The organism is Pseudomonas sp. 3MA1 (assembly GCF_029237275.1).
GTDB classification, from domain to species: Bacteria; Pseudomonadota; Gammaproteobacteria; order Pseudomonadales; family Pseudomonadaceae; genus Aquipseudomonas; species Aquipseudomonas fluorescens_AP.
The window spans coordinates 907,718-929,795 of the sequence record NZ_JAACFX010000001.1; the positions used below are offsets into that span (position 1 = coordinate 907,718).

Sequence of the window (22,078 nt, forward strand, 5' to 3'; positions counted from 1 at the left end):
GGAAAGATCGAACGTCGTTGCCCCTTCGGGGTCTGCACCCTATACCGTCCTCTTCAATCCTTGAAACAGGAGTGTCTGTGATGCCGCAAACATTGACCCTCAACCAGCGTGTGGTGCTGGTTTCCCGCCCTCAGGGCGCGCCGGTCCCGGAGAACTTTCGCCTGGAGCGAGTCGCCTTGCCGGAGCTGGCCGATGGCCAAGTCCTGCTGAAGACCCTCTACCTGTCCCTGGATCCCTACATGCGTGGACGCATGAGCGACGCGCCGTCCTATGCCGCACCGGTGGAAATCGATGAGGTCATGACCGGTGGCGCGGTGAGTCGGGTCGAACGCTCGCTGAATCCGAAGTTTCAGGAAGGCGATCTGGTGCTGGGCGCCACCGGCTGGCAGAGCCACTGCATCAGCGATGGCCGCAACCTGATACCCGTGCCTTCCGGCCTGCCCAGCCCCTCCATGGCCCTGGGCGTGCTGGGAATGCCCGGCATGACCGCCTACATGGGGCTGATGGACATCGGCCAGCCCCAGGCCGGGGAAACCCTGGTGGTGGCTGCGGCCTCCGGCGCCGTGGGCTCGGTGGTGGGGCAGGTGGCCAAGCTCAAGGGGCTGCGGGTGGTGGGCGTGGCAGGTGGCGCCGAGAAATGCCGGTATGTGGTTGAGGAGCTGGGCTTTGATGCCTGCATCGATCACAAGAGTCCGGACTTTGCCGACGAACTGGCCCAGGCTTGCTTCAAGGGCGTGGACATCTATTTCGAGAACGTCGGCGGCCAGGTATTCGATGCCGTGCTGCCCCTGCTCAATCCCAGGGCCCGCATTCCCCTGTGCGGGCTGATTGCCCAGTACAACGCTCGGGAGCTGCCACCGGGGCCGGACCGCCTGCCGCTGTTGCAGCGCACCTTGTTGACCAAGCGGGTGCGGATGCAGGGCTTTATCGTCTTCGACGACTACGGTGACCGTCATCCGGAATTCATCAAGGCCATGGCGCCCTGGGTGCTTGAAGGCAAGGTCAAGTTCAAGGAAGACGTGGTGCAGGGCCTGGAACAAGCTCCCGAAGCCTTTATCGGACTGTTGGAGGGGCGCAACTTCGGCAAGCTGGTGGTCCAGGTTGCGCCGGACGCGAGCATTTGACGCTACCCCGAGGCGCGGGTATAAACCGCGTCTCGTCGTTTTGTCGGACCTTTGCCCATGAGCTTCAGCCCCCTGATTCGCCAACTGATCGACGCCCTGCGCACTTTGCCGGGCGTGGGTCAGAAAACCGCCCAGCGCATGGCCCTGCAACTGCTCGAACGTGATCGCAGCGGCGGCTTGCGTCTGGCCCAGGCCCTGAGCCAGGCCATGGAAGGGGTCGGGCACTGCCGTCAATGCCGGACCCTGACCGAGGACGAACTGTGCCCGCAGTGCGCCGATCCACGCCGTGATGACACGCTGCTGTGCGTGGTGGAGGGGCCGATGGATGTCTACGCGGTGGAGCAGACCGGCTATCGCGGGCGTTACTTCGTGCTCAAAGGCCACTTGTCGCCTTTGGATGGCCTGGGCCCGGAAGCCATCGGCATTCCGCAGTTGCTGGCGCGGATCGAGGAGCAGGGCAGCTTTACCGAGGTCATCCTGGCCACCAATCCCACGGTGGAGGGCGAGGCCACGGCTCACTACATTGCCCAACTGCTGACCAACAAAGGCCTGATCACCTCGCGCATCGCCCATGGCGTGCCGCTGGGGGGCGAGCTGGAGCTGGTGGATGGCGGCACCCTGGCGCACTCCTTTGCCGGTCGCAAACCCATAGCCTTGTAGCGTTCGTTCGCGCCAGCCGTTGTACCGGCTGGCGCGACGATACGGATCGCCTTGAAAACCAAGCAAGCGCTTGGTAAGTTCCCTCGACCCTTCAGAGGAGCTTGCCGATGTCTGCCTGCCAGGAATACTTCGACCCCAGCCACCAGTTGGTCCGCGACAGCGTGCGACGTTTCGTCGAGCGCGAAATTCTCCCCGAGATCCAGCAGTGGGAGGAGGCCGAAAGCTTTCCCCGCGAGTTGTATCTCAAGACCGGTGCCGCCGGGATTCTCGGCATCGGCTATCCCGAAGCCCTGGGCGGCAGTCACGAGGGCGATCTGTTCGCCAAGATCGCCGCCAGCGAAGAGTTGATGCGCAGCGGTTCCGGCGGCCTGGTGGCAGGGCTGGGGTCGCTGGATATCGGCCTGCCGCCCATCGTCAAATGGGCCCGCCCCGAAGTGCGCGAGCGCGTGGTGCCCCAGGTGCTGTCCGGAGAGAAGATCTGTGCGCTGGCGGTGACCGAGCCCAGTGGCGGATCGGACGTGGCCAATCTGCAGACCCGCGCCGTGCGCGACGGTGACCACTATCGGGTCAGCGGCAGCAAGACCTTCATCACCAGCGGCGTGCGCGCCGATTACTACACCGTCGCGGTGCGTACCGGGGATCCGGGCTATGGCGGCATCAGCCTGCTGTTGATCGAGAAGGGCAGCCCCGGTTTCACGGTGGGCCGGCAGCTGAAAAAGATGGGCTGGTGGGCCTCGGACACCGCCGAGCTGTTTTTTGACGATTGCCGGGTGCCGGTGGGCAACCTGATCGGTGCCCAGAACATGGGCTTCGCCTGCATCATGGGCAACTTCCAGAGTGAGCGCCTGGCCCTGGCGCTGATGGCCAACATGACCGCACAGATGGCGCTGGAGGAGAGCCTGAAGTGGGCCCGGGAGCGCGAGGCGTTCGGCAAGCCCATCGCCAAATTCCAGGTGCTCAAGCATCGTCTGGCGGAGATGGCCACGGCCCTGGAAGTGTCCCGGGAATTCACCTATCGCCAGGCAGCACAGATGGCGGCCGGCAAAAGTGTGATCAAGGAGATTTCCATGGCCAAGAACTTCGCCACCGACACCGCCGACCGCATCACCCACGATGCGGTGCAGATACTCGGTGGCATGGGCTACATGCGCGACAGTCTGGTGGAGCGCCTGTATCGGGATAACCGCATCCTGTCCATTGGCGGCGGCACCCGCGAAGTGATGAACGAAATCATCAGCAAGCAGATGGGACTCTAGTCAGGTTCCGCAATCCGCAGCGCTCTGCCGTTCTTCTGGCAGGCAATCAGGGGCCGGCCCCGGCAAGTTGCTGGGGACGACTGTCGATGTTGGCTTCAGCGTTCGCTCAGGGAGAACTGGGTCAGGCAGAAAGTCGGGATGCCCATGTCTTCCAGCTTTTGCGAGCCGCCCAGTTCCGGCAGGTCGATGATGGCGGCGGCCTCGTAGATCTTCGCGCCCATGCGGCGTACCAGGTTGGCGGCGGCGATCAGGGTGCCGCCGGTGGCAATCAGGTCATCGAACATCAACACCGAGTCGCCTTCGCACAGGCTGTCGGCATGCACTTCGAGGAAGGCTTCGCCGTATTCGGTCTGGTAGCCCTCGGCCAGCACATCGGCCGGCAGCTTGCCCTGCTTGCGGAACAGGATCAGTGGCTTGTTCAACTGGTAGGCGATGATCGAACCGATCAGGAAGCCTCGGGCATCCATGGCGCCGATGTGGCTGAAGTCTTCTTCGACATAACGCTGGGCGAAACTGTCGGCCACCAGGCGCAGGGCCCGGGGAGACTGAAACAGGGGAGTGATGTCACGGAAGATCACCCCGGGTTTCGGGAAGTCGATGACGGGGCGGATCAGGGATTTGATGTCAAAGGAGTCGAAGGCCATCTTCAGGTGTCCTGGCGGGCAATTTAGGCCGCGCCAGTATAGCCGCGACCGAGCGGCTTGGCTCAGTCGCGAACGCCGTGGATCAGCCTTCTACAGAGCCCCCGGCCAGGGCGCACAGCTGGATCGGATCGAGGATGTGCACTTCCTTGCCTTCGGCGGCAATCAGTTCGTTCTGCTGGAAGCGGGTGAACACCCGGGACACGGTTTCCACCGCCAGGCCCAGGTAGTTGCCGATTTCGTTGCGCGACATGCTCAGGCGGAACTGGTTGGCCGAGAAGCCGCGGGCGCGGAACCGGGCCGACAGGTTGACCAGGAAGGTGGCAATGCGTTCGTCGGCGGTCTTTTTCGACAGCAGCAGCATCATTTGCTGGTCGTCACGGATTTCCCGGCTCATGACGCGCATCAACTGGCGGCGCAGTTGCGGCAGTTGCAGGGCCAGTTCGTCGAGACGTTCGAAGGGGATTTCACACACCGAAGTGGTTTCCAGAGCCTGGGCCGAAACCGGATGGCTTTCGGTGTCCATGCCGGACAGCCCCACCAACTCGCTGGGCAGGTGGAAACCGGTGATCTGCTCTTCACCGCTGTCGCTGAGGCTGAAGGTTTTCAGGGCGCCCGAACGCACGGCATACACCGAGTCGAAGCCGTCACCCTGACGGAACAGAAATTCGCCTTTTTTCAATGGGCGGCCACGTTTGACGATTTCGTCCAGCGCGTCCATGTCTTCCAAATTCAAGGAAAGTGGCAGGCACAGAGGGGCCAGGCTGCAATCCTTGCAATGGGCCTGGTTATGAGCGCGCAGTTTAACTGGCTCGGACATTCTAGAATCCTTGTGGGAAAACACACATAAGCCGTAAGGGTAACTCACGGGAGGAGGTTCCGGCCAGTCCGTGCCGTATTAACTGTGAGTCGTAAAGCAATCCTTTTGTGGGTCGATAACCTGTTGACGAAAACAACTTGGAGCGCCGCAACTATGTCCTTTGTTGGCGGTATTACTAATGGCAGCAATAACTTGCAGCCACTTTCTGAATCCTCGAAAAGCGATCAGGCTGATGAACTAAGGGCGTCGCCGTTAGTTGCAGAACCTGTGGTAGGAGAGGGCGTCAAAGTGTCGCTGTCGGGGGCCGGACTGAAGAAATCCTCCAGTGCTGCGGGCGATGACAGTGACATCGAGGAAAGCGGCCTGCCCGAAAATATTCAACAACTCCTCAAAATGATCAGAAAATTGCAACAACAGATTGCTGAAAAGCTGGCCCAGCTTCAGGCCGTCATGGCCGACAAGCGCCTGAGTCCGGAAGAGGCCAAGGCCAGGGTCGGCAGCCTGCAATCGGCCCTGGCGGCCCTCAACAGCGGATTGCTGACCGCCAATGCCGCATTGGCCAAGGCGATGAGGGATGCCGGCTTGAGTGCCGAGCAGGTGGCGAAGGCCTCTGCACTGCTCATGAAATCCTAGATGACCCGGGAAAAACGCTGGCGATTCTGCTGCCCGAGATAGGCATCAAAGATCATGCATACCGAACGTACCAACAGGCGTCCCGCCGGAAGTACGGTGATGGCCTCGGGGCTTAGTTGAATCAGTCCATCGTCGTCCATCTCCTGCAAGTCTGGCCATAGTTCATTGAAGTAGCCGCGAAAGTCGATATTGAAGGCTTGCTCTATATCTTCGAACTTAAGACTAAAGTTGCAGATCAGTTGTTGAATAACTTCACGGCGCAGACGGTCGTCGGCATTGCAGACCAGGCCGCGACTAGTGGCCAGTTGCGCGCCTGCCAGGGCATTTTGGTAGTGCGTAAGATCGCTGCTGTTCTGGCAATACAGATCACCGATCTGGCTGATCGCGGAAACGCCCAAGCCGATCAGATCGCAATGACCATGAGTGGTGTAACCCTGGAAGTTGCGCTGCAGGGTCGACTCTTCCTGGGCGATCGCCAATTCATCATCGGGAAGGGCGAAATGGTCCATGCCGATGTAGCGATAACCGGCGGCGGTCAGTTGTTCGATGGTGCGTTGCAGCATTTCCAGTTTCTCCGCCGGGGCCGGCAGTTCACTGCCGTTGATCCGTCGTTGCGGCATGAAGCGCTCGGGCAGATGGGCGTAGTTGAACACCGAGAGCCGATCGGGCTGCAGGCTGATGACTTCTTCCACGGTGCGGGCGAAGTGTTCCGGAGTCTGCTTGGGCAGGCCGTAGATCAGGTCGATGTTGATGGAGCGAAATTGCAGGGTGCGCGCCGCCTCGATCACCGCCCGGGTTTCCTCCAGGCTTTGCAGGCGGTTGACCGCGCGCTGCACCGCCGGATCCAGGTCCTGCAGGCCGATGCTGACCCGGTTGAAGCCCAGCTCTCGCAGCAGGCCCATGGTCGACCAGTCGGCTTCGCGAGGATCGATCTCGATGCCGTAGTCGCCGGAGTCATCCTCCAGCAGGTTGAAATGCTTGCGCAGCAACGCCATCAGCTGGCGCAACTCGTCGTGATTGAGAAAAGTCGGGGTGCCGCCGCCGAAATGCAGTTGCTCGACCCGCTGGCTGGGCGCCAGGTGGCAGGCGATCAGTTGCATCTCCTGTTCCAGGCGTTGCAGGTAGGGCAGGGCCCGGCTGCGATCCTTGGTGATGACCTTGTTGCAGGCGCAGTAGTAGCAGATGTTGGCGCAGAACGGGATGTGCACGTACAGCGACAGCGGGCGCTGGGCCTTGCGGCTGTCACGCAGGGCGTGCAGCAGATCGAAGGCGCCGACCTGGCTGTTGAATTGCACGGCGGTCGGGTATGAGGTGTAGCGCGGTCCCGCCAGGTCATAGCGGCGGATCAGATCTGTGTCCCAACGAATGGCGTCGAGCATGCGGGAATTCCCCCGGATAGGCTGGCAGTGTTCGCGAGTCTAGGAGGTTAGGCGCGCGGCCATCTTGACTTGTATCAAGGGTGTTCGGGAGCTGCCGGGGTAGCGCTGGCGGGGCTTGGGGCTGCGGTTGCCGGGCACAGCCCCCGGGGTCAGTGGCCCATCAGCCAGTGCTGGTGAGGGCCGGGCAGGGTCCAGAGGCCGAAGAGGATGACCAGCAGGCCTCCGGTCAGGCGCACGCTGCGTCGCCGCAACAGGGCCGTGACCCGTTCCGCCGCCAGGCCGGTGGCCAGCAGGACCGGCCAGGTGCCCAGGCCGAAGGCCAGCATCAACAGGGCGCTGTCCAAGGCATTGCCCTGGCTCGCCGACCACAGCAGGGTGCTGTACACCAGGCCGCAGGGCAGCCAGCCCCAGAGTGCCCCCAGGAGCAAGGCGCGGGGCAGGCTGGAAACCGGTAACAGACGATTGGCCACTGGCTGGATATGTCGCCATAGCCCTTTGCCAAGCCCTTCGACGCGGGTCAGGCCGCTCCACCACCCGGCGAGGTACAAGCCCATGGCAATCAGCAGCAGCCCGGCCAGTATGCGCATGAACAGCGCCACCGGGCTGTTGGCCACCGCCCAGCCGGCCAGGCCCAGCAACAGGCCGGCCAGGGCGTAGCTGAGGATGCGGCCCAGGTTGTAGGCCAGCAACAGGCGAAATCGCCGGCTGCGCTGTTCCCGGGGGATCGCCAGGGTCAGGGCGCCCATCAGGCCGCCGCACATGCCCAGGCAGTGGCTGCCGCCCAGCAGACCGAGTATCACTGCCGACACCAGCAGGGGAGCCAGCTCAAGCATGGGGTGGTTCCGTTTTGCGGGTGGCTTCGCTCGGGGTCTCGGGTTGGCCCTTGGCTTCGTCCACCGCGGCGGTGTGGCTGGGGTCCTGATCGTCGAACAGGATGCTGTGGGCCGGGCCGTCGAGGTCGTCGTACTGACCGCTGTCCACGGCCCAGAAGAAGATGTAGATGGCGATGGCCACGATCAGCAGTGCGGCCGGGATCATCACATAAAGAGCTGGCATCTGGACTCCAGGCCCGGCGGCTCAGGCCGGCAACGGGCGGGGTTCGGGGGTGCTGGCACTGGCGGCCGGCCGCGGCATGCGGGTCAGGCGCAGGGCATTGAGCACCACGGTCAGGGAACTGATGGACATGCCGATTGCGGCCCACACCGGGGTGATCCAGCCGAGGGCGGCGAACGGCAGCATCAGGCCATTGTACAGTCCGGCCCAGAGCAGGTTCTCGATAATCACCCGGCGGGTCCGGCGCGCCAGGCTGAAGGCCTGTACCAGGGCGTCCAGGCGATTGGACAGCAGCACCGCATCGGCGCTGGTCTTGGCCAGGTCGGTGGCCGAACCCATGGCGACGCTGATATCGGCGGCAGCCAGCACCGGGACGTCGTTGACGCCATCGCCGAGCATCAGCACTTTGCGGCCCTGTTGATGCAGTTGTTGCAATACCTGCAGTTTGTCGTCCGGACGCAGACCGCCCCGAGCCTCGTCGATCTGCAGTTCGGCGGCGACGCTGGCGACCATCGGCGAGCTGTCCCCGGACAGCAGCAGGGTATGCCAGCCGCGAGCCTTGCAGGCGGCCAGGAGTGCCGGGGCGTCGCTGCGCAGCCGGTCATCGAGTACCAGCCAGGCGAGGGCACCCTGACTGTCCCCCAGCAACAGCCACTGGCCGGCTTCATCGGGCATGGGCGGAACCTTGCAGCCGCTGAGTTCGCAGACGTAGGCGGGTTGGCCGATCCGCAGGCGCCGTTCGCCCACCAGGCCTTCCAGGCCCAGGCCCGGGCTGCTGGTGACATCCTCGGCGGCCACCGGGGCACGGCCGAAGGCTCGAGCGATCGGGTGCTCGGAACGGTTCTCCAGGGCGGCGGCGAGACTCAGGCAGTCATCGCTGGACAAGCTGCCCAGGGGGCGGATGGAGCGCAGCGCCAGGCGCCCTTCGGTGAGGGTGCCGGTCTTGTCGAAAATCACCGTATCGATCTGGTTCAAGCCTTCCAGCACATGGCCGCGGGTCAGCAGCAGGCCAAGCTTGTGCAGGGTGCCGGTGGCGGCGGTCAGGGCGGTCGGGGTTGCCAGGGACAGCGCGCAAGGACAGGTGGCGACCAGCATGGCCAGGACGATCCAGAAAGCGCGCGAGGCGTCCAGTTGCCACCACAGCAGGCCGATGGCGGCGGCCGCGATCAGCGAGAACAGCAGGAACCACTGGGCCGCCCGGTCGGCAACTTCGGCCAGCCGCGGTTTCTCCGCCTGGGCGCGGTCCAGCAGGCGGACGATGGCAGACAGCCGGGTGTCCTGGCCCAGGGCCTGGACTTCCACCGTCAGCGCGCCTTCGACGTTCAGGGTGCCGGCCGTGACGCTATCGCCCAGGCCGCGGGGTTGCGGCAGGTACTCGCCGGTGAGCAGGGATTCGTCGATGCTCGACTGCCCATCGAGGATCTTGCCATCGGCTGGCAGCACCGCGCCGGGGTGCACCAGCACCCGGTCGCCCAGGCGCAGTTCGGTGAGCAGGATGCGTTCGCTCTGGCCGTCCTGGCCCAGGCGCAGGCAGGAGGCTGGCAGCAGGTTGACCAGTTGCGCGGTGGCCGCCGCGGTGCGTTCCCGGGCCCGACGTTCCAGGTAGCGGCCGGCGAGAAGGAACAGGGCGAACATGCCCACCGCGTCGAAGTAGAGTTCGCCGACACCGCTGATGGCGGTCCAGATTCCCGCCAGGTAGGCGCCGCCGATGGCCAGGGATACCGAGACATCCATGGTCAGGTGACGGGTGCGCAAGTCGCGCATGGCGCCCTTGAAGAAGGGCGCGCAGCTGTAGAAGACGATGGGGGTGGTGAGGAACAGCGCGACCCAGCGCAGGATGGTGTGCAGCTCCGGACTCAGGTCGATATTGAATTCCGGCCAGGTGGCCATGGTCGCCATCATGGCCTGGAACCACAGCAGTCCGGCGACCCCCAGCTGGCGCAGGGCCAGGCGGTTCTCGCTGGCCAGTTGCTCGGAGGCGCGATCCGGCTGGTAGGGGTGGGCTGCGTAGCCGATGTGGCGCAGCTCGCTGAGCACCTGGCTCAGGGGCAGTTGACTGTCGGCCCAGCGCACATGCAGGCGATGGTTGGACAGGTTGAGTCGGGCCTCGGCCACTGCCGGCAGGCTGCGCAGGTGTTTTTCGATCAGCCAGCCGCAGGCGGCGCAACTGATGCCTTCCATGAGTAGAGTGGTTTCGGCCAGTTCGCCTTGGTGACGGACGAAGGGCTGCTGCACGTCGGCACGGTCGTACAGTGCCAGTTCGTCAACCAACTGCACGGGCAGGGCTTCGGGGTTGGCCGAGGCTTCACTGCGGTGGCTGTAGTAGTGCTCCAGGCCGCCAGCGACGATGGCCTCGGCCACTGCCTGGCAGCCAGGACAGCAGAACTCCCGGGATTCGCCGAGCACGACGGCGGTGAACCGGCTGCCGGCGGGAACCGGCAGGGCGCAATGGTAGCAGGGCAGTGGCGTGGTCATCGGCGATCTTTGTGGTCGGGGAAAAACTCATCGCCGGCCGCTCGACTCCAGTCCTGAAAAAGGGGGGAGGCGGCGCACCGGCGATGGACGACGGGGCGATCAGTTCAGGTCTTCCGCCCCTTGCAGCGGCTCGTCACCCAGCAACAGGTCCTTGTCGTGGCTGACCTGTTCCTCTTCGAACATGCGCCAGGTCTTGTCGCCTTCGACGCCCAGCAACTCGACGAAGCGTCGGCCTTCGACCTGATCGCTCAACTGGCCGATGTAGCGGCCGTGTTCGGTTTCGCTGCGGGCCAGGGTGATCTTGCGGTCTTTCTCCGGCTGGGTCGGCGAAATCAGGTTCAGTTCCAGGGTCTTGGGCTGGCTGTCGCCGCTCAGGCGCAGTTCCACTTCGCCGGTCAGTTCGTCGAGGTGCACGCTGGCGCGCATCTTCAGGGTCTGGGCCAGCAGTTCGCGGTCCAGGGAGCGGTTGATACCCTTGCCGGCCTCGTAGTAGTTGTCGTTGACCAGGTTGTCCGGGTTGTTCACGGCAATGGTCACCATGGACAGGGTCAGGGTCACCGAACAGGCGAGAATGCCAATGATGATCCAGGGCCAGAGGTGTTTGTACCAGGGGCTGGTGGCGGTGGCTGCGGGCATGATCACTTCTCTTGGCTCTTAACGGATTTGTGGGCCGATGAATCGGCTCTTGGCTTCAATGTGGACGCTGCTGTCGTCGGCATCCTCAAGGATGAACTTCACCTCGTTGGTGGTCGAGGGCAGGTGTTCCGGAGCAATCGACAGCTCCACCGGCATGCTGACGATATCGCCGGCCACCACGTGGATCTCGCGCTTGCCCTGCAGCTTCAGGTCCGGCAGGCCGGCGGCGTCCAGCACGTAGGTGTGATCGCGCTGGTCCTTGTTCATGATCTTCAGGCTGTAGACGTTCTCGATCCGTCCTTCGGCGTTCTCGCGGTACAGCACGCGGTCCTTGCTGACATCGAAACCCACCAGCGAACGCATGAAGAACGCGGTGATCAGCAGGCTGATCATGGCCAGCAGCACCAGGGCGTAGCCAATCAGGCGTGGGCGCAGTTTATGGGTTTTCTGTCCGGAGAGGTTGTGCTCGGTGGTGTAGCTGATGAGCCCGCGCGGATACTCCATCTTGTCCATGATGCTGTCGCAGGCGTCGATGCAGGCAGCGCAGCCGATGCATTCGATCTGCAGGCCGTCGCGGATGTCGATGCCGGTCGGGCAGACCTGGACGCACATGGTGCAGTCGATGCAGTCGCCCAGGCCCTGGGCCTTGTAGTCGGCGCCTTTCTTGCGCGGACCACGGCTTTCGCCACGGCGCGGGTCGTAGGAGACGATCAGGGTGTCTTTGTCGAACATCACGCTCTGGAAGCGCGCGTAGGGGCACATGTAGATGCACACTTGCTCGCGCAGCCAACCGGCGTTGCCGTAGGTGGCCAGGGTGAAGAAACCAACCCAGAAATACGACCAGCCATCGGCCTGGCCGGTGAAGAAGTCGATGACCAGTTCACGGATCGGCGAGAAGTAGCCGACGAAGGTCATGCCGGTGACGAAACCGATCAGCAGCCAGAGGCTGTGCTTGCTCAGCTTGCGCAGGAACTTGTTGGCGCTCATGGGCGCCTTGTCCAGCTTGATGCGCTGGTTGCGGTCGCCTTCGGTGACCTTTTCGCACCACATGAAGATCCAGGTCCAGACGCTCTGCGGGCAGGTGTAGCCGCACCAGATACGTCCGGCATAGACGGTGATGAAGAACAGGCCGAAGGCGGCAATGATCAACAGGCCCGAGAGCAGGATGAAATCCTGGGGCCAGAACGTGGCGCCAAAGATGAAGAACTTGCGCTCCGGCAGGTTCCACCAGACCGCCTGGTGGCCGCCCCAGTTGAGCCACACGGTGCCGAAGTACAGGAGGAACAATCCGGCGCCGCCAAGCATGCGCAGATTGCGGAACAGGCCGGTGAAGGCGCGGGTGTAGATTTTTTCCCTGGAGGCGTAGAGATCGACGCTGTTGGTCGCGTTTTTGGCAGGCGGGGTAACGTCTTGTACGGGAATCTGGTTGCTCATCATTGCATCCCACGGCAGTGGAAAAATGCCTCGGTCAGTACGTGCCGACCGCGGTCAAAAGGGGTGTTGCAGTGGCGCAATGATACGCCTGTAGCTCTAGCGCAAGGGTGCGACCTTTGGTCGCGTTGGGGGAAATCAACTGATGGTGTAATGACTTGAATCAATTGACTTGTGGATTATGGACCCTTTTGCCCGTCGCGCCGTTCAATTCTTCCGAGGGGCGGGCAGGTGTACGCCGCAGGTTTTGACGTCCGCCATATTGTCGAAATCTGGCGACCGGGTTGCCGGAAAGGCTGATCCGCCGTCGCGCATCACTCGATGCCAGGCGCAAACAAAACGGCCCCGCCAAGGTTGATTGGCGGGGCCGTCGGGTGTTGCTTTCAGGCGTCGGTCTTACTCGGCGTCGGCCTGCTTGTCACCGTGGGACAGGCTGTAGACATAAGCCGCCAGCAGGTGAACCTTGTCGTTGCCTTGCAGTTGTTCCTGCGCAGGCATCACGCCCTGACGGCCGTAACGAATGGTCTGCTGCAGTTGCGCAAAGCTCGAACCGTAGATGAAGGCTGCCGGGTGGGTCAGGTTGGGCGCGCCCATGGCTGGGGTGCCTTTGCCCTCCGGACCGTGGCAGACCGCGCAGTTGGCGGCGAACAGTTTCTGGCCATTGACCGGGTCAGCCTTGATGCCTTCCGGCAGCTTGCGACCGTCCAGGTTGGTCAGGACATAAGCGGCAACGTCGCTGACGCCTTGTTCCTTGATCACGTCCAGCCAGGCCGGCATCACCGCGTGGCGACCGCCCATGATGGTGGCCTTGATGGTTTCCGGCTCGCCGCCCCAGCGCCAGTCGGCGTCGGTCAGGTTGGGGAAGCCATAGGCGCCCTTGGCGTCGGAGCCGTGGCAGACCGAGCAGTTGGAAGCGAACAGGCGACCGCCCATTTTCAGGGCTTGCGGGTCCTTGGCCACTTCTTCGATAGGCATCGCAGCGTATTTGGCGAAGATCGGACCAAACTTGGCATCCGATTTGGCCATTTCCTTTTCCCACTCGTGCACGCCGGTCCAGCCGGACTGGCCGTTGGCGAATGGGGTCTGCTTCTCGTTATCCAGGTAGTTGTAGCCCGGCAGGACGCCTTTCCAGTTGCCCAGGCCCGGGTACAGCACCAGGTAACCCAGGGCGAAGACGATGGTGCCGACGAACAGCATGAACCACCATTTCGGCAGTGGGTTGTCGTACTCCTCGATCCCGTCGAAGGAGTGGCCGACCGTCTCGTCGGTCTGCTCGGCGCGCTGGCCCTTGCGGGTCGACAGCAGCAGCCAGGTCAGGGCGAAGATGGTACCCAGACTGAGGACTGTGACGTACAGACTCCAGAACGTAGTCATTCTTTGTTACTCCTAGAAGCTTGCTCGACGTGCTTGATGGCGTCGGGATCATCCGCGAACGGCAGCAAGGTTGCGTCTTCAAACTCGGACTTGCGCTTGGGGCTGAACACCCAGAGCGCCAAACCGATGAAGGCCACCATCACAACAAGGGTGCCCAGGCCACGAATCATCCCGATATCCATCTAGATCACCGTTTGCTTTTGATGATGGTGCCCAGGCCTTGCAGATAGGCCACCAGCGCGTCCATTTCGGTTTTGCCCTTCACAGCATCCTTGGCGCCGGCGATGTCTTCGTCGGTGTAAGGGACGCCGAGCTTGCGCAAGACTTCCATTTTCTTCGCGGTGTCTTTGCCGTCGAGCTTGTTTTCTACGAGGAACGGATAAGCCGGCATCTTCGACTCGGGGACCACGTTGCGCGGGTTGTACAGGTGCGCACGCTGCCAGTCATCGGAGTAGCGACCGCCCACTCGGGCCAGGTCCGGACCGGTACGCTTGGAACCCCACAGGAACGGGTGATCCCAGACGCTTTCACCGGCCACCGAGTAGTGGCCATAACGTTCGGTTTCAGCACGGAACGGACGGATCATCTGCGAGTGGCAGCCGACACAGCCGTTGGCGATGTACACGTCGCGGCCTTCCAGTTCCAGGGCGGTGCGCGGCTTCATGCCTTCCACCGGCTTGTTGGTGACGTCCTGGAAGAACAGCGGGACGATCTGGGTCAGGCCGCCGATGCTGACGGCGATGACCATGAAGAAGGCCAGCAGGCCAATGTTCTTCTCGACTACTTCGTGCTTCATCAGTGAGCTCCAACTACAGCGATCTGAGCGGCGGCTTCAGCTTCAGCCGGGTTCGAGGCGCGAACGGTGCGGAACACGTTGTACGCCATGATCAGCATGCCGGTGGCGAAGAACGCACCGCCCAGGGCGCGGACGATAAAGCCCGGGTGACTGGCTTGCAGCGCTTCGACGAAGGAGTAGGTGAGGGTGCCGTCATCGTTGATTGCACGCCACATCAGGCCCTGAGTGATGCCGTTGACCCACATCGAGGCGATGTACAGCACGGTACCGATGGTCGCCAGCCAGAAGTGGGTGTTGATCAGGCCGATGCTGTGCATCTGCTGACGGCCGAAGACTTTCGGGATCAGGTGGTACAGGGCGCCGATGGAGATCATCGCTACCCAGCCCAGAGCGCCGGCGTGTACGTGGCCGATGGTCCAGTCGGTGTAGTGCGACAGCGAGTTGACGGTCTTGATCGCCATCATCGGACCTTCGAAGGTCGACATGCCGTAGAACGCCAGGGACACCACCAGGAACCGCAGGATCGGGTCGGTGCGCAGCTTATGCCAGGCGCCCGACAGGGTCATCATGCCGTTGATCATGCCGCCCCAGCTCGGAGCCAGCAGGATGATCGACATGGCCATGCCCAGGGACTGCGCCCAGTCCGGCAGCGCGGTGTAGTGCAGGTGGTGCGGACCGGCCCAGATGTACAGGGTGATCAGCGCCCAGAAGTGCACGATGGACAGGCGATAGGAGTAGATCGGACGCTCGGCCTGCTTGGGTACGAAGTAGTACATCATCCCCAGGAAGCCGGTGGTCAGGAAGAAACCCACGGCGTTGTGGCCGTACCACCACTGGATCATCGCGTCAGTCGCACCGGCGTAGGCCGAGTAGGACTTGAAGAAGCTGACCGGCAGGGAGGCGTGGTTGACGATGTGCAGCATCGCGGTGACCACGATGAAGGCACCGTAGAACCAGTTGCCGACGTAGATGTGCTTGGTCTTGCGCTTGGTGATGGTGCCAAAGAACACCAGGCCGTAGGTGACCCAGACGATCGCCAGCAGGATAGCCAGGGGCCATTCCAGTTCGGCGTATTCCTTGGTGGTGGTGTAACCCAGTGGCAGGGTCACGATCGCGCCGACGATCACCGCTTGCCAGCCCCAGAAGGTGAAGGCCGCGAGGCTGTCGGAAATCAGTCGCGTCTGGCAGGTTCGCTGCACGACATAGTAGGAGGTGGCAAACAATGCACATCCACCGAAGGCGAAGATCACCAGGTTGGTGTGCAGCGGGCGCAGGCGTCCAAAGGTCGTCCATGGCAGACCGAAGTTCAACTCCGGCCAGACCAGTTGCGACGCGATGAAGACACCGAGCCCCATGCCAAGGATCCCCCAGACCACCGTCATGATGGCGAACTGGCGGACTACCTTATAGTTATAAGCAGTCGGACTGATTGCTGTGCTCATTCTAAGGTTCCACGGTTTGGGTGTTTTATTAGGGATAAAAATCGGTCGCAAGTATGGAGAAAGCAGGGGGTCATTGCAACGCGCTATGACCTGGGTCAATGCGTTCCATGCCTGATTCTGCGGCCTTTCCCTATGCCGAGTAGGGACAAATATTGTCCTCGGGCAAACTGTCGCAGTGGACAAAAAATCGTGGGGGTCAGGTCAGTTGTAACCGGGTGTGTGGAAGCTCGTGGATCAGCTGACAGGCGGTAAGTCAGTCGACAGCCGGTATAAACCAGCCTTTGCGGCCTGTCATTGAGGAAAGCTCCGAACGTCAGGGATACCGATGGCCTGTGACCAGCCATTGCCAGTCCACTTCGGGGCAAGCTTAGACCTGATTGGGATCAGTGCAAACGCGGCGGGGGAGAGGGGTGCGACACTTGGTCGCAAAGCGGCAGGGGGGAAAGCTTCAAGCGGCAAGCTGCAAGTGAAATCTCGCAGCTTGCCGTTGATTTTTTACTTGTCGCCTTCAGCTTGTGGCTTGTCGCTGTTGTGGTGGGACAGGCTGTACACGTAGGCGGCCAGCAGTTGCACCTTGTCATTGCCAAGCAGTTCGCTCTGCGCTGGCATGTGGCCCTGGCGACCATGACGGATGGTCTGTTGCAGTTGCGCCAGGCTGGTGCCGTAGATGAAGCCGGCCGGCTGGGTCAGGTCGGGCGCGCCCATGATCTGGGTGCCCTTACCGTCGGCGCCATGACAGGCCACGCAGGTGGTGCTGAACGCTTGCTGCCCTGCTACCAGATCGGCGTCGCTGTCGGCTGGCAGAGGCAGGCCGGCCAGTTCGTGACGGACATAAGCCGCTACGTTCTTCACGCCTGCTTCCTTGAGCACTTCGCCCCAGGCCGGCATGGCCGCCATGCGGCCGCCCATGATGGTGGCCTTGATGGTGTCGGCACTGCCGCCCCAGCGCCAGTTGTCGTCCGCCAGGTTAGGGAAGCCGAAGGCACCCTTGGCGTCCGAGCCGTGGCACACCGAGCAGTTGGAGGCGAACAGGCGTCCGCCCATCTTCAGTGCTTGCGGGTCCTTGGCTACTTCTTCCACGGGCATGGCTGCGAATTTGGCGAAGATCGGACCAAACTTCACGTCCGCCTTGGCCATTTCCTTTTCCCATTCCTTGGTCTGGGTCCAGCCGTCTTCATAGCCCGGCAGGATGCCTTTCCAGTTGCCCAGACCCGGGTAGAGGATCAGGTAGCCCACGGAAAACACCAGGGTCCCGGCGAACAGCAGGAACCACCATTGCGGCAGGGGGTTGTCGTACTCCTCGATGCCATCGAAGGCGTGGCCCATGGTCTGGTCCACGCTGCCCTTGGTTTCACCCTTGCGGGTGCCAACCAGCAGCCAGGTCAGGCCGATCAGGCTGCCGATGGTCAGTACGCAGATCCACGTACTCCAGAAGGTGGTCATGGCCGAATGCTCCTTGTTGCAGGCTCTTGAGGTTGAGCGTCATCAGTTGTGTTGCCGGCCGGTGCCGCACCCGGCATCGGGTCGTCGGCGAAGGGCAGCAGGCGTGCCTGGGCAAACTCGGGATTGCGTTTGGAGTTGAACACCCAGATCGACAGGCCGACGAAGGCGATCATCACCACCAGGGTCCCGAGCCCGCGGATCATGCCGCTATCGAGTTCAAAACCCATGGCTCACCTCTTGCTCTTGATCGCAGTGCCAAGCACTTGCAGGTAGGACACCAGGGCGTCCATCTCGGTCTTGCCCTTGAGCGTGGCGGTAGCGCCGGCGATATCTTCGTCGGTGTACGGCACACCCAGGGTGCGCATGACCTTGAGCTTGGTTTCGGTATGGCTGCTATCCACCGGTGCGTTCACCAGCCACGGATAGGCCGGCATCTTCGACTCGGGCACGACGTTGCGCGGGTTGTACAGGTGCGCGCGGTGCCAGTCATCGGAGTAGCGGCCGCCCACCCGGGCCAGGTCCGGACCGGTACGCTTGGAGCCCCACAGGAACGGATGGTCCCAGACGCTCTCACCGGCTACCGAGTAGTGGCCATAGCGTTCGGTTTCGGCGCGGAACGGACGGATCATCTGCGAGTGGCACTGTACGCAGCCTTCGCGGATGTAGATGTCGCGGCCTTCCAGTTGCAGCGCGGTGTAGGGCTTCATGCCTTCCACCGGCTTGTTGGTGACGTCCTGGAAGAACAGCGGGACGATCTGGGTCAGACCGCCGATGCTCACCGCGAAGACCATCAGCAGCATCAGCAGGCCGACGTTTTTTTCAATCGTTTCGTGTTTCATGGCGAACTCCTCAGGCCATCTGCGCAGCGGCGTTGACTTCGGCTGGCACTGCGGCACGCACCGTGCGCCAGGTGTTGTAAGCCATCAGGAACATGCCGCTGAGGAAGATCGCACCACCGACCAGTCGCACGATGAAGCCTGGGTGGCTGGCCACCAGGGTTTCGACGAAGGAGTAGGTGAGGGTGCCGTCTTCGTTGACCGCACGCCACATCAGGCCCTGGGCGATGCCGTTGACCCACATCGAAGCGATGTAGAGCACGGTGCCGATGGTGGCGAGCCAGAAGTGGGTGTTGATCAGGCCGACGCTGTACATCTGCTCGCGACCAAAGACTTTCGGGATCAGGTGGTACAGCGCGCCGATGGAGATCATCGCCACCCAGCCCAGAGCGCCGGCGTGTACGTGGCCGATGGTCCAGTCGGTGTAGTGGGACAGGGCGTTGACGGTCTTGATCGCCATCATCGGACCTTCGAAGGTCGACATGCCGTAGAACGCCAGGGACACCACCAAGAAGCGCAGGATCGGGTCGCTGCGCAGCTTATGCCAGGCACCCGAGAGGGTCATCATGCCGTTGATCATGCCGCCCCAGCTTGGAGCCAGCAGTACCAGGGACATCACCATGCCCAGAGACTGAGCCCAGTCCGGCAGCGCGGTGTAGTGCAGGTGGTGCGGACCGGCCCAGATGTACAGGGTGATCAATGCCCAGAAGTGCACGATGGACAAGCGGTAGGAGTACACCGGACGCTCGGCCTGCTTGGGTACGAAGTAGTACATCATCCCCAGGAAGCCCGCGGTCAGGAAGAAGCCCACGGCGTTGTGGCCGTACCACCATTGCACCATCGCATCGGTCGCACCGGCATACACCGAGTAGGACTTGGTGAAGCTCACCGGCAGTTCCAGGTTGTTGACGATGTGCAGGATGGCCACGGTGATGATGAACGCGCCGAAGAACCAGTTGCCCACATAGATGTGCTTGGTCTTGCGCTGCATCAGGGTGCCGAAGAACACGATGGCGTAGGCCACCCAGACAATGGTGATCAGGATATCGATCGGCCATTCCAGTTCGGCGTATTCCTTGGAGCTGGTGTAGCCCAATGGCAGGCTGATGGCCGCCAGGAGGATGACCAACTGCCAGCCCCAGAAGCAGAACGCGGCGATTTTCGGCGCGAACAACTGAGTCTGGCAGGTGCGTTGCACCGAGTAGAACGAGCTGGCAAACAGCGCGCAGCCGCCGAAGGCGAAGATTACGGCGTTGGTGTGCAATGGACGTAGACGGCCGAAGCTGGTCCACGGTAAGTCAAAGTTGAGTTCAGGCCAGACCAACTGGGCAGCGAGAAAAACCCCGAGCCCCATGCCGACGATGCCCCACACCACCGTCATAATGGCGAATTGGCGGACCACCTTGTAGTTGTAGGCGGTACTGATAGAAGTGTTCATGGTTCCCCATCCACGGTTCAGCTGAAGTGAAAGCGACTGCGCACGGCAAGGCGCGCTCACTTCGTCTGGAGTTATAGGCAGACTAAAAGCGAGGCAAGCATGAGCAATGAGCACAAGGCCAGTATTGACGGGGATCAATGGGCGCAGTGCGTGCAGGAACGCGGCTGGTTATGGGAGGTCGCCGCTGTTGCCGACCCGTTGCAAGCACCGACGCTGATCCTGGCCCACGGGGCCGGCGCGCCGATGGACAGCGGGTTCATGAACGACATCGCTGCACGCCTTGCCAGGCATGGGGTGAACGTCTTGCGCTTCGAGTTTCCCTACATGGCCCAGCGGCGCCTGGACGGCGGCAAGCGGCCGCCCAACCCGGCGGCCAAACTCCTGCAATGCTGGCGTGAGGTGCAGGCAGCGGTGCGACCTTATGTCACTGGGGTTCTGGCGCTGGGCGGCAAGTCCATGGGCGGGCGCATGGCCAGTCTGCTGGCCGACGAACTGGCGGCCGATGCCCTGGTGTGCCTGGGTTATCCCTTCTATGCGGCCGGCAAGCCGGAGAAACCGCGGGTGGCGCACCTGGCCGAACTGGCGACGCCGAGCCTGATCGTACAGGGCGAGCGCGACGCCCTGGGCAATCGCCAGGCGGTCGAGGCCTACTCACTGGCGCCCAGTATCGAGCTGTACTGGCTGACCGCCGCTGATCACGATCTCAAGCCCCTGAAGGCTTCCGGTTACACCCATGAGCAGCATCTGGAGTCAGCGGCGGCCAAGGTCGCGGCGTTCCTGCAAACACTGGCCTGATCCTGTAGGAGCGAGCTTGCTCGCGAAGCGTTCACCCGGCTTTCGAATTTGTAGCGCGGTGAAGATTTATCGCGAGCAAGCTCGCTCCTACGTTTGTTGGGTGGGTTTGCGGGCATAAAAAAACCGCAAGCCGATGCTTGCGGTTTTTTGGTCGCCGGCCCGGGGGCTTAGCGGTTGAAACGCTCCACCAGCGAGTACTGGGTGTGGGCGGTGCGGGTCAGGGCTTCGCTGAGTTCGGCCGAGTGCTGGGCCTGCTCCGACGTCTGGTCCGCCAGTTGCGCGATGGTGCTGATGTTGCGGCTGATCTCTTCGGCCACCGAGCTTTGCTCTTCGGTGGCGGCGGCGATCTGGGTGGTCATGTCGGTGATATTGGCCACCGCTTCGCTGATGCCCACCAGCGCCTGGTCGGCTTCCAGCACCCGCGCCACGCCTTCTTCGGCCTGACGATGACCGGCGTCCATGGTTTGCACCGCAGTGGCGGCGGTTTGCTGCAGCTTGGCGATCAGGGTGTGGATCTGCCCGGTGGACTCGCTGGTGCGTTGCGCCAGCTGGCGCACTTCATCGGCGACCACGGCAAAGCCGCGGCCCATTTCCCCGGCGCGTGCCGCCTCGATGGCCGCGTTCAACGCCAGCAGGTTGGTCTGGTCGGCGATGCCCTTGATCACATCGACCACGCCGCCGATCTCATCGCTGTCCTTGGCCAGCTGGGTCACGGTCAGGCCGGTCTCGCCCACCACCACCGACAGGCGCTGGATGGCTTCGCGGGTTTCCCCGGCGATGTCCCGGCCGCGGCCGGTGAGACGGTTGGCTTCCTGGGTAGCATCGGCGGTGCGTTGTACGTGGCTGGCCACTTCCTGGGTGGTGGCGGCCATCTGGTTGACCGCGGTGGCCACCTGCTCGGTCTCGACCCGCTGGCGTTCCAGGCCGCTGGAGCTGTTGTGGGCCAGGGTGTCGGACTGCCGGGCCTGCTCGTTGAGGTGCTCGGCGGTGTCCTGCAGGCGGGTCAGGCAGGTCTTCAGGCGGGCTTCCTGGCTCAGGATCGACATTTCCAGGCGCGCCTGGGCGCCGCGGCTGTCGGTGTACATCTGGGCGATCAGCGGGTCGGAGGTGGTCTGCTCGGCCAGGCGCAGCAGGCGCTTGAGGCCGCGTTGCTGCCAGCTCAGGCCCAGCAGGCCCAGGGGCACCGAGAGCGTCGCCGCCAGGGCGAAGCCCCAATGGGAGTTGAGCCAGGCGCCGATCATGAAGCTCAGTTGGCTGACCAGAATGAACGGCAGCCAGTCCTGCAGTATCGGTAGCCACTTGTCACGCTTGGGAATGGCCGACTTGCCGGAGTTGATCCGCTGGTAGAGTGCTTCGGCGCGGCGTACCTGCTCGGCGGTGGGCTTGACCCGTACCGACTCGTAGCCCACCACCTGGCTGCCTTCGAACACCGGCGTGACATAGGCGTTGACCCAGTAGTGGTCGCCGGTCTTGCAGCGGTTCTTGACGATGCCCATCCATGGCAAGCCTTGTTTCAAGGTGCCCCACATGTGCGCGAACACCGCCGCCGGTACATCGGGGTGGCGGACCAGGTTGTGCGGTGCGCGAACCAGTTCTTCACGGGAGAACCCACTGATCTCGACAAAGGCGTCGTTGCAGTAGGTGATCACGCCTTTGGCGTCGGTGGTGGAAATCAACCGTTGTTGAGCCGGGAAGGTACGTTCGCGCTGAGTGACAGGCTGGTTATTACGCATGGTTTTTCAATCCGCAAGGCTTTGATGGGTTGTCGGCCGCTTCAACCGATTATTGAAATTATTTTTCAATAATCGGCTCTGGGTCTTATTGGCAGAATGTGTCGCTTGCAAAA

Annotated in this window: 22 protein-coding genes; 5 read left to right on the forward strand and 17 right to left on the reverse strand. The window is 62.7% G+C overall.

Going from position 1 to position 22,078, the window contains the following annotated elements; genetic code table 11:
• The first annotated feature begins 80 nt into the window (after positions 1 to 80).
• The 3 genes from GWQ44_RS04310 (at position 81) to GWQ44_RS04320 (ending at position 3,040) form a co-directional block, all read left to right on the forward strand.
• Positions 81 to 1,124 (forward strand): NADP-dependent oxidoreductase, encoded by a 1,044-nt coding sequence (locus GWQ44_RS04310; protein ID WP_179597338.1) that lies wholly within the window; start codon positions 81 to 83, stop codon positions 1,122 to 1,124.
• A 57-nt stretch (positions 1,125 to 1,181) separates the two neighbouring features.
• A complete protein-coding gene (recR, locus tag GWQ44_RS04315; protein ID WP_016966588.1) occupies positions 1,182 to 1,784 on the forward strand; it encodes a recombination mediator RecR in 603 nt (200 codons plus the stop codon).
• Positions 1,785 to 1,891: 107 nt separating this feature from the next.
• Positions 1,892 to 3,040 carry an acyl-CoA dehydrogenase family protein gene (locus GWQ44_RS04320; protein WP_275926700.1) on the forward strand — a complete coding sequence of 383 codons (1,149 nt, stop codon included), beginning with the start codon at positions 1,892 to 1,894 and terminating at the stop codon, positions 3,038 to 3,040.
• A 95-nt stretch (positions 3,041 to 3,135) separates the two neighbouring features.
• Here GWQ44_RS04320 and GWQ44_RS04325 read toward each other — a convergent pair whose 3' ends face one another.
• Positions 3,136 to 3,684, reverse strand: coding sequence for an adenine phosphoribosyltransferase (locus tag GWQ44_RS04325; protein ID WP_016966592.1), 549 nt, complete (start codon positions 3,682 to 3,684; stop codon positions 3,136 to 3,138).
• 82 nt (positions 3,685 to 3,766) lie between these two features.
• Positions 3,767 to 4,501: a Crp/Fnr family transcriptional regulator FnrA gene (fnrA, locus tag GWQ44_RS04330; protein ID WP_011060230.1), complete on the reverse strand. Its 735-nt coding sequence runs from the start codon at positions 4,499 to 4,501 to the stop codon at positions 3,767 to 3,769.
• A gap of 153 nt (positions 4,502 to 4,654) precedes the next feature.
• On the opposite strand from fnrA, the gene GWQ44_RS04335 reads away from it, so the two are divergent.
• A complete protein-coding gene (locus tag GWQ44_RS04335) occupies positions 4,655 to 5,134 on the forward strand; it encodes a hypothetical protein (RefSeq protein WP_016966595.1) in 480 nt (159 codons plus the stop codon).
• On the opposite strand, the gene hemN is transcribed toward GWQ44_RS04335, so the two are convergent.
• The 14 genes from hemN to ccoN (GWQ44_RS04405) form a co-directional block, all read right to left on the reverse strand.
• Entirely contained in the window at positions 5,131 to 6,513 is a 1,383-nt protein-coding gene (gene hemN / locus GWQ44_RS04340) for an oxygen-independent coproporphyrinogen III oxidase (RefSeq protein WP_016966597.1), read from the reverse strand. The two genes, GWQ44_RS04335 and hemN, sit on opposite strands and share 4 nt — an antisense overlap.
• A gap of 149 nt (positions 6,514 to 6,662) precedes the next feature.
• Positions 6,663 to 7,346 (reverse strand): sulfite exporter TauE/SafE family protein, encoded by a 684-nt coding sequence (locus GWQ44_RS04345; protein ID WP_275926701.1) that lies wholly within the window; start codon positions 7,344 to 7,346, stop codon positions 6,663 to 6,665.
• Positions 7,339 to 7,569 (reverse strand): cbb3-type cytochrome oxidase assembly protein CcoS, encoded by a 231-nt coding sequence (gene ccoS / locus GWQ44_RS04350; RefSeq protein ID WP_016966600.1) that lies wholly within the window; start codon positions 7,567 to 7,569, stop codon positions 7,339 to 7,341. The genes GWQ44_RS04345 and ccoS overlap by 8 nt, the downstream gene beginning before the upstream one ends.
• A 21-nt stretch (positions 7,570 to 7,590) precedes the next feature.
• Positions 7,591 to 10,041: a heavy metal translocating P-type ATPase gene (locus tag GWQ44_RS04355; RefSeq protein ID WP_275926702.1), complete on the reverse strand. Its 2,451-nt coding sequence runs from the start codon at positions 10,039 to 10,041 to the stop codon at positions 7,591 to 7,593.
• Between the two features lie 99 nt (positions 10,042 to 10,140).
• The gene (locus GWQ44_RS04360) at positions 10,141 to 10,677 is read right to left on the reverse strand and encodes a FixH family protein (protein WP_016966603.1); all 537 of its coding nucleotides are present in this window, start codon (positions 10,675 to 10,677) and stop codon (positions 10,141 to 10,143) included.
• Positions 10,678 to 10,695: 18 nt separating this feature from the next.
• The gene (gene ccoG, locus GWQ44_RS04365; RefSeq protein WP_016966605.1) at positions 10,696 to 12,111 is read right to left on the reverse strand and encodes a cytochrome c oxidase accessory protein CcoG; all 1,416 of its coding nucleotides are present in this window, start codon (positions 12,109 to 12,111) and stop codon (positions 10,696 to 10,698) included.
• A gap of 393 nt (positions 12,112 to 12,504) precedes the next feature.
• A complete protein-coding gene (ccoP, locus tag GWQ44_RS04370; protein WP_016966607.1) occupies positions 12,505 to 13,482 on the reverse strand; it encodes a cytochrome-c oxidase, cbb3-type subunit III in 978 nt (325 codons plus the stop codon).
• The gene (locus GWQ44_RS04375) at positions 13,479 to 13,664 is read right to left on the reverse strand and encodes a CcoQ/FixQ family Cbb3-type cytochrome c oxidase assembly chaperone (protein WP_011060239.1); all 186 of its coding nucleotides are present in this window, start codon (positions 13,662 to 13,664) and stop codon (positions 13,479 to 13,481) included. Before GWQ44_RS04375 ends, ccoP (GWQ44_RS04370) begins: the two co-directional genes overlap by 4 nt.
• 5 nt (positions 13,665 to 13,669) lie before the next feature.
• Positions 13,670 to 14,278, reverse strand: a complete 609-nt coding sequence (ccoO, locus tag GWQ44_RS04380) for a cytochrome-c oxidase, cbb3-type subunit II (protein ID WP_016966609.1) — start codon at positions 14,276 to 14,278, stop codon at positions 13,670 to 13,672.
• Positions 14,278 to 15,720 carry a cytochrome-c oxidase, cbb3-type subunit I gene (ccoN, locus tag GWQ44_RS04385; RefSeq protein WP_011060241.1) on the reverse strand — a complete coding sequence of 481 codons (1,443 nt, stop codon included), beginning with the start codon at positions 15,718 to 15,720 and terminating at the stop codon, positions 14,278 to 14,280. Before ccoN (GWQ44_RS04385) ends, ccoO (GWQ44_RS04380) begins: the two co-directional genes overlap by 1 nt.
• Before the next feature lie 495 nt (positions 15,721 to 16,215).
• Positions 16,216 to 17,163 carry a cytochrome-c oxidase, cbb3-type subunit III gene (gene ccoP, locus GWQ44_RS04390; protein WP_179597328.1) on the reverse strand — a complete coding sequence of 316 codons (948 nt, stop codon included), beginning with the start codon at positions 17,161 to 17,163 and terminating at the stop codon, positions 16,216 to 16,218.
• Entirely contained in the window at positions 17,160 to 17,390 is a 231-nt protein-coding gene (locus tag GWQ44_RS04395; RefSeq protein WP_016967269.1) for a cbb3-type cytochrome c oxidase subunit 3, read from the reverse strand. Before GWQ44_RS04395 ends, ccoP (GWQ44_RS04390) begins: the two co-directional genes overlap by 4 nt.
• A gap of 3 nt (positions 17,391 to 17,393) precedes the next feature.
• Complete coding sequence (gene ccoO, locus GWQ44_RS04400; protein ID WP_016967270.1) at positions 17,394 to 18,002, reverse strand: cytochrome-c oxidase, cbb3-type subunit II; 609 nt, start codon at positions 18,000 to 18,002, stop codon at positions 17,394 to 17,396.
• A gap of 10 nt (positions 18,003 to 18,012) precedes the next feature.
• Positions 18,013 to 19,437: a cytochrome-c oxidase, cbb3-type subunit I gene (gene ccoN / locus GWQ44_RS04405; RefSeq protein ID WP_047302957.1), complete on the reverse strand. Its 1,425-nt coding sequence runs from the start codon at positions 19,435 to 19,437 to the stop codon at positions 18,013 to 18,015.
• A 99-nt stretch (positions 19,438 to 19,536) separates the two neighbouring features.
• Here ccoN (GWQ44_RS04405) and GWQ44_RS04410 point away from each other — a divergent pair, with 99 nt between their 5' ends.
• Positions 19,537 to 20,232, forward strand: coding sequence for an alpha/beta family hydrolase (locus tag GWQ44_RS04410; protein ID WP_275926703.1), 696 nt, complete (start codon positions 19,537 to 19,539; stop codon positions 20,230 to 20,232).
• Between the two features lie 167 nt (positions 20,233 to 20,399).
• Here GWQ44_RS04410 and GWQ44_RS04415 read toward each other — a convergent pair whose 3' ends face one another.
• The gene (locus GWQ44_RS04415; RefSeq protein WP_275926704.1) at positions 20,400 to 21,965 is read right to left on the reverse strand and encodes a PAS domain-containing methyl-accepting chemotaxis protein; all 1,566 of its coding nucleotides are present in this window, start codon (positions 21,963 to 21,965) and stop codon (positions 20,400 to 20,402) included.
• Positions 21,966 to 22,078: the final 113 nt, after the last annotated feature.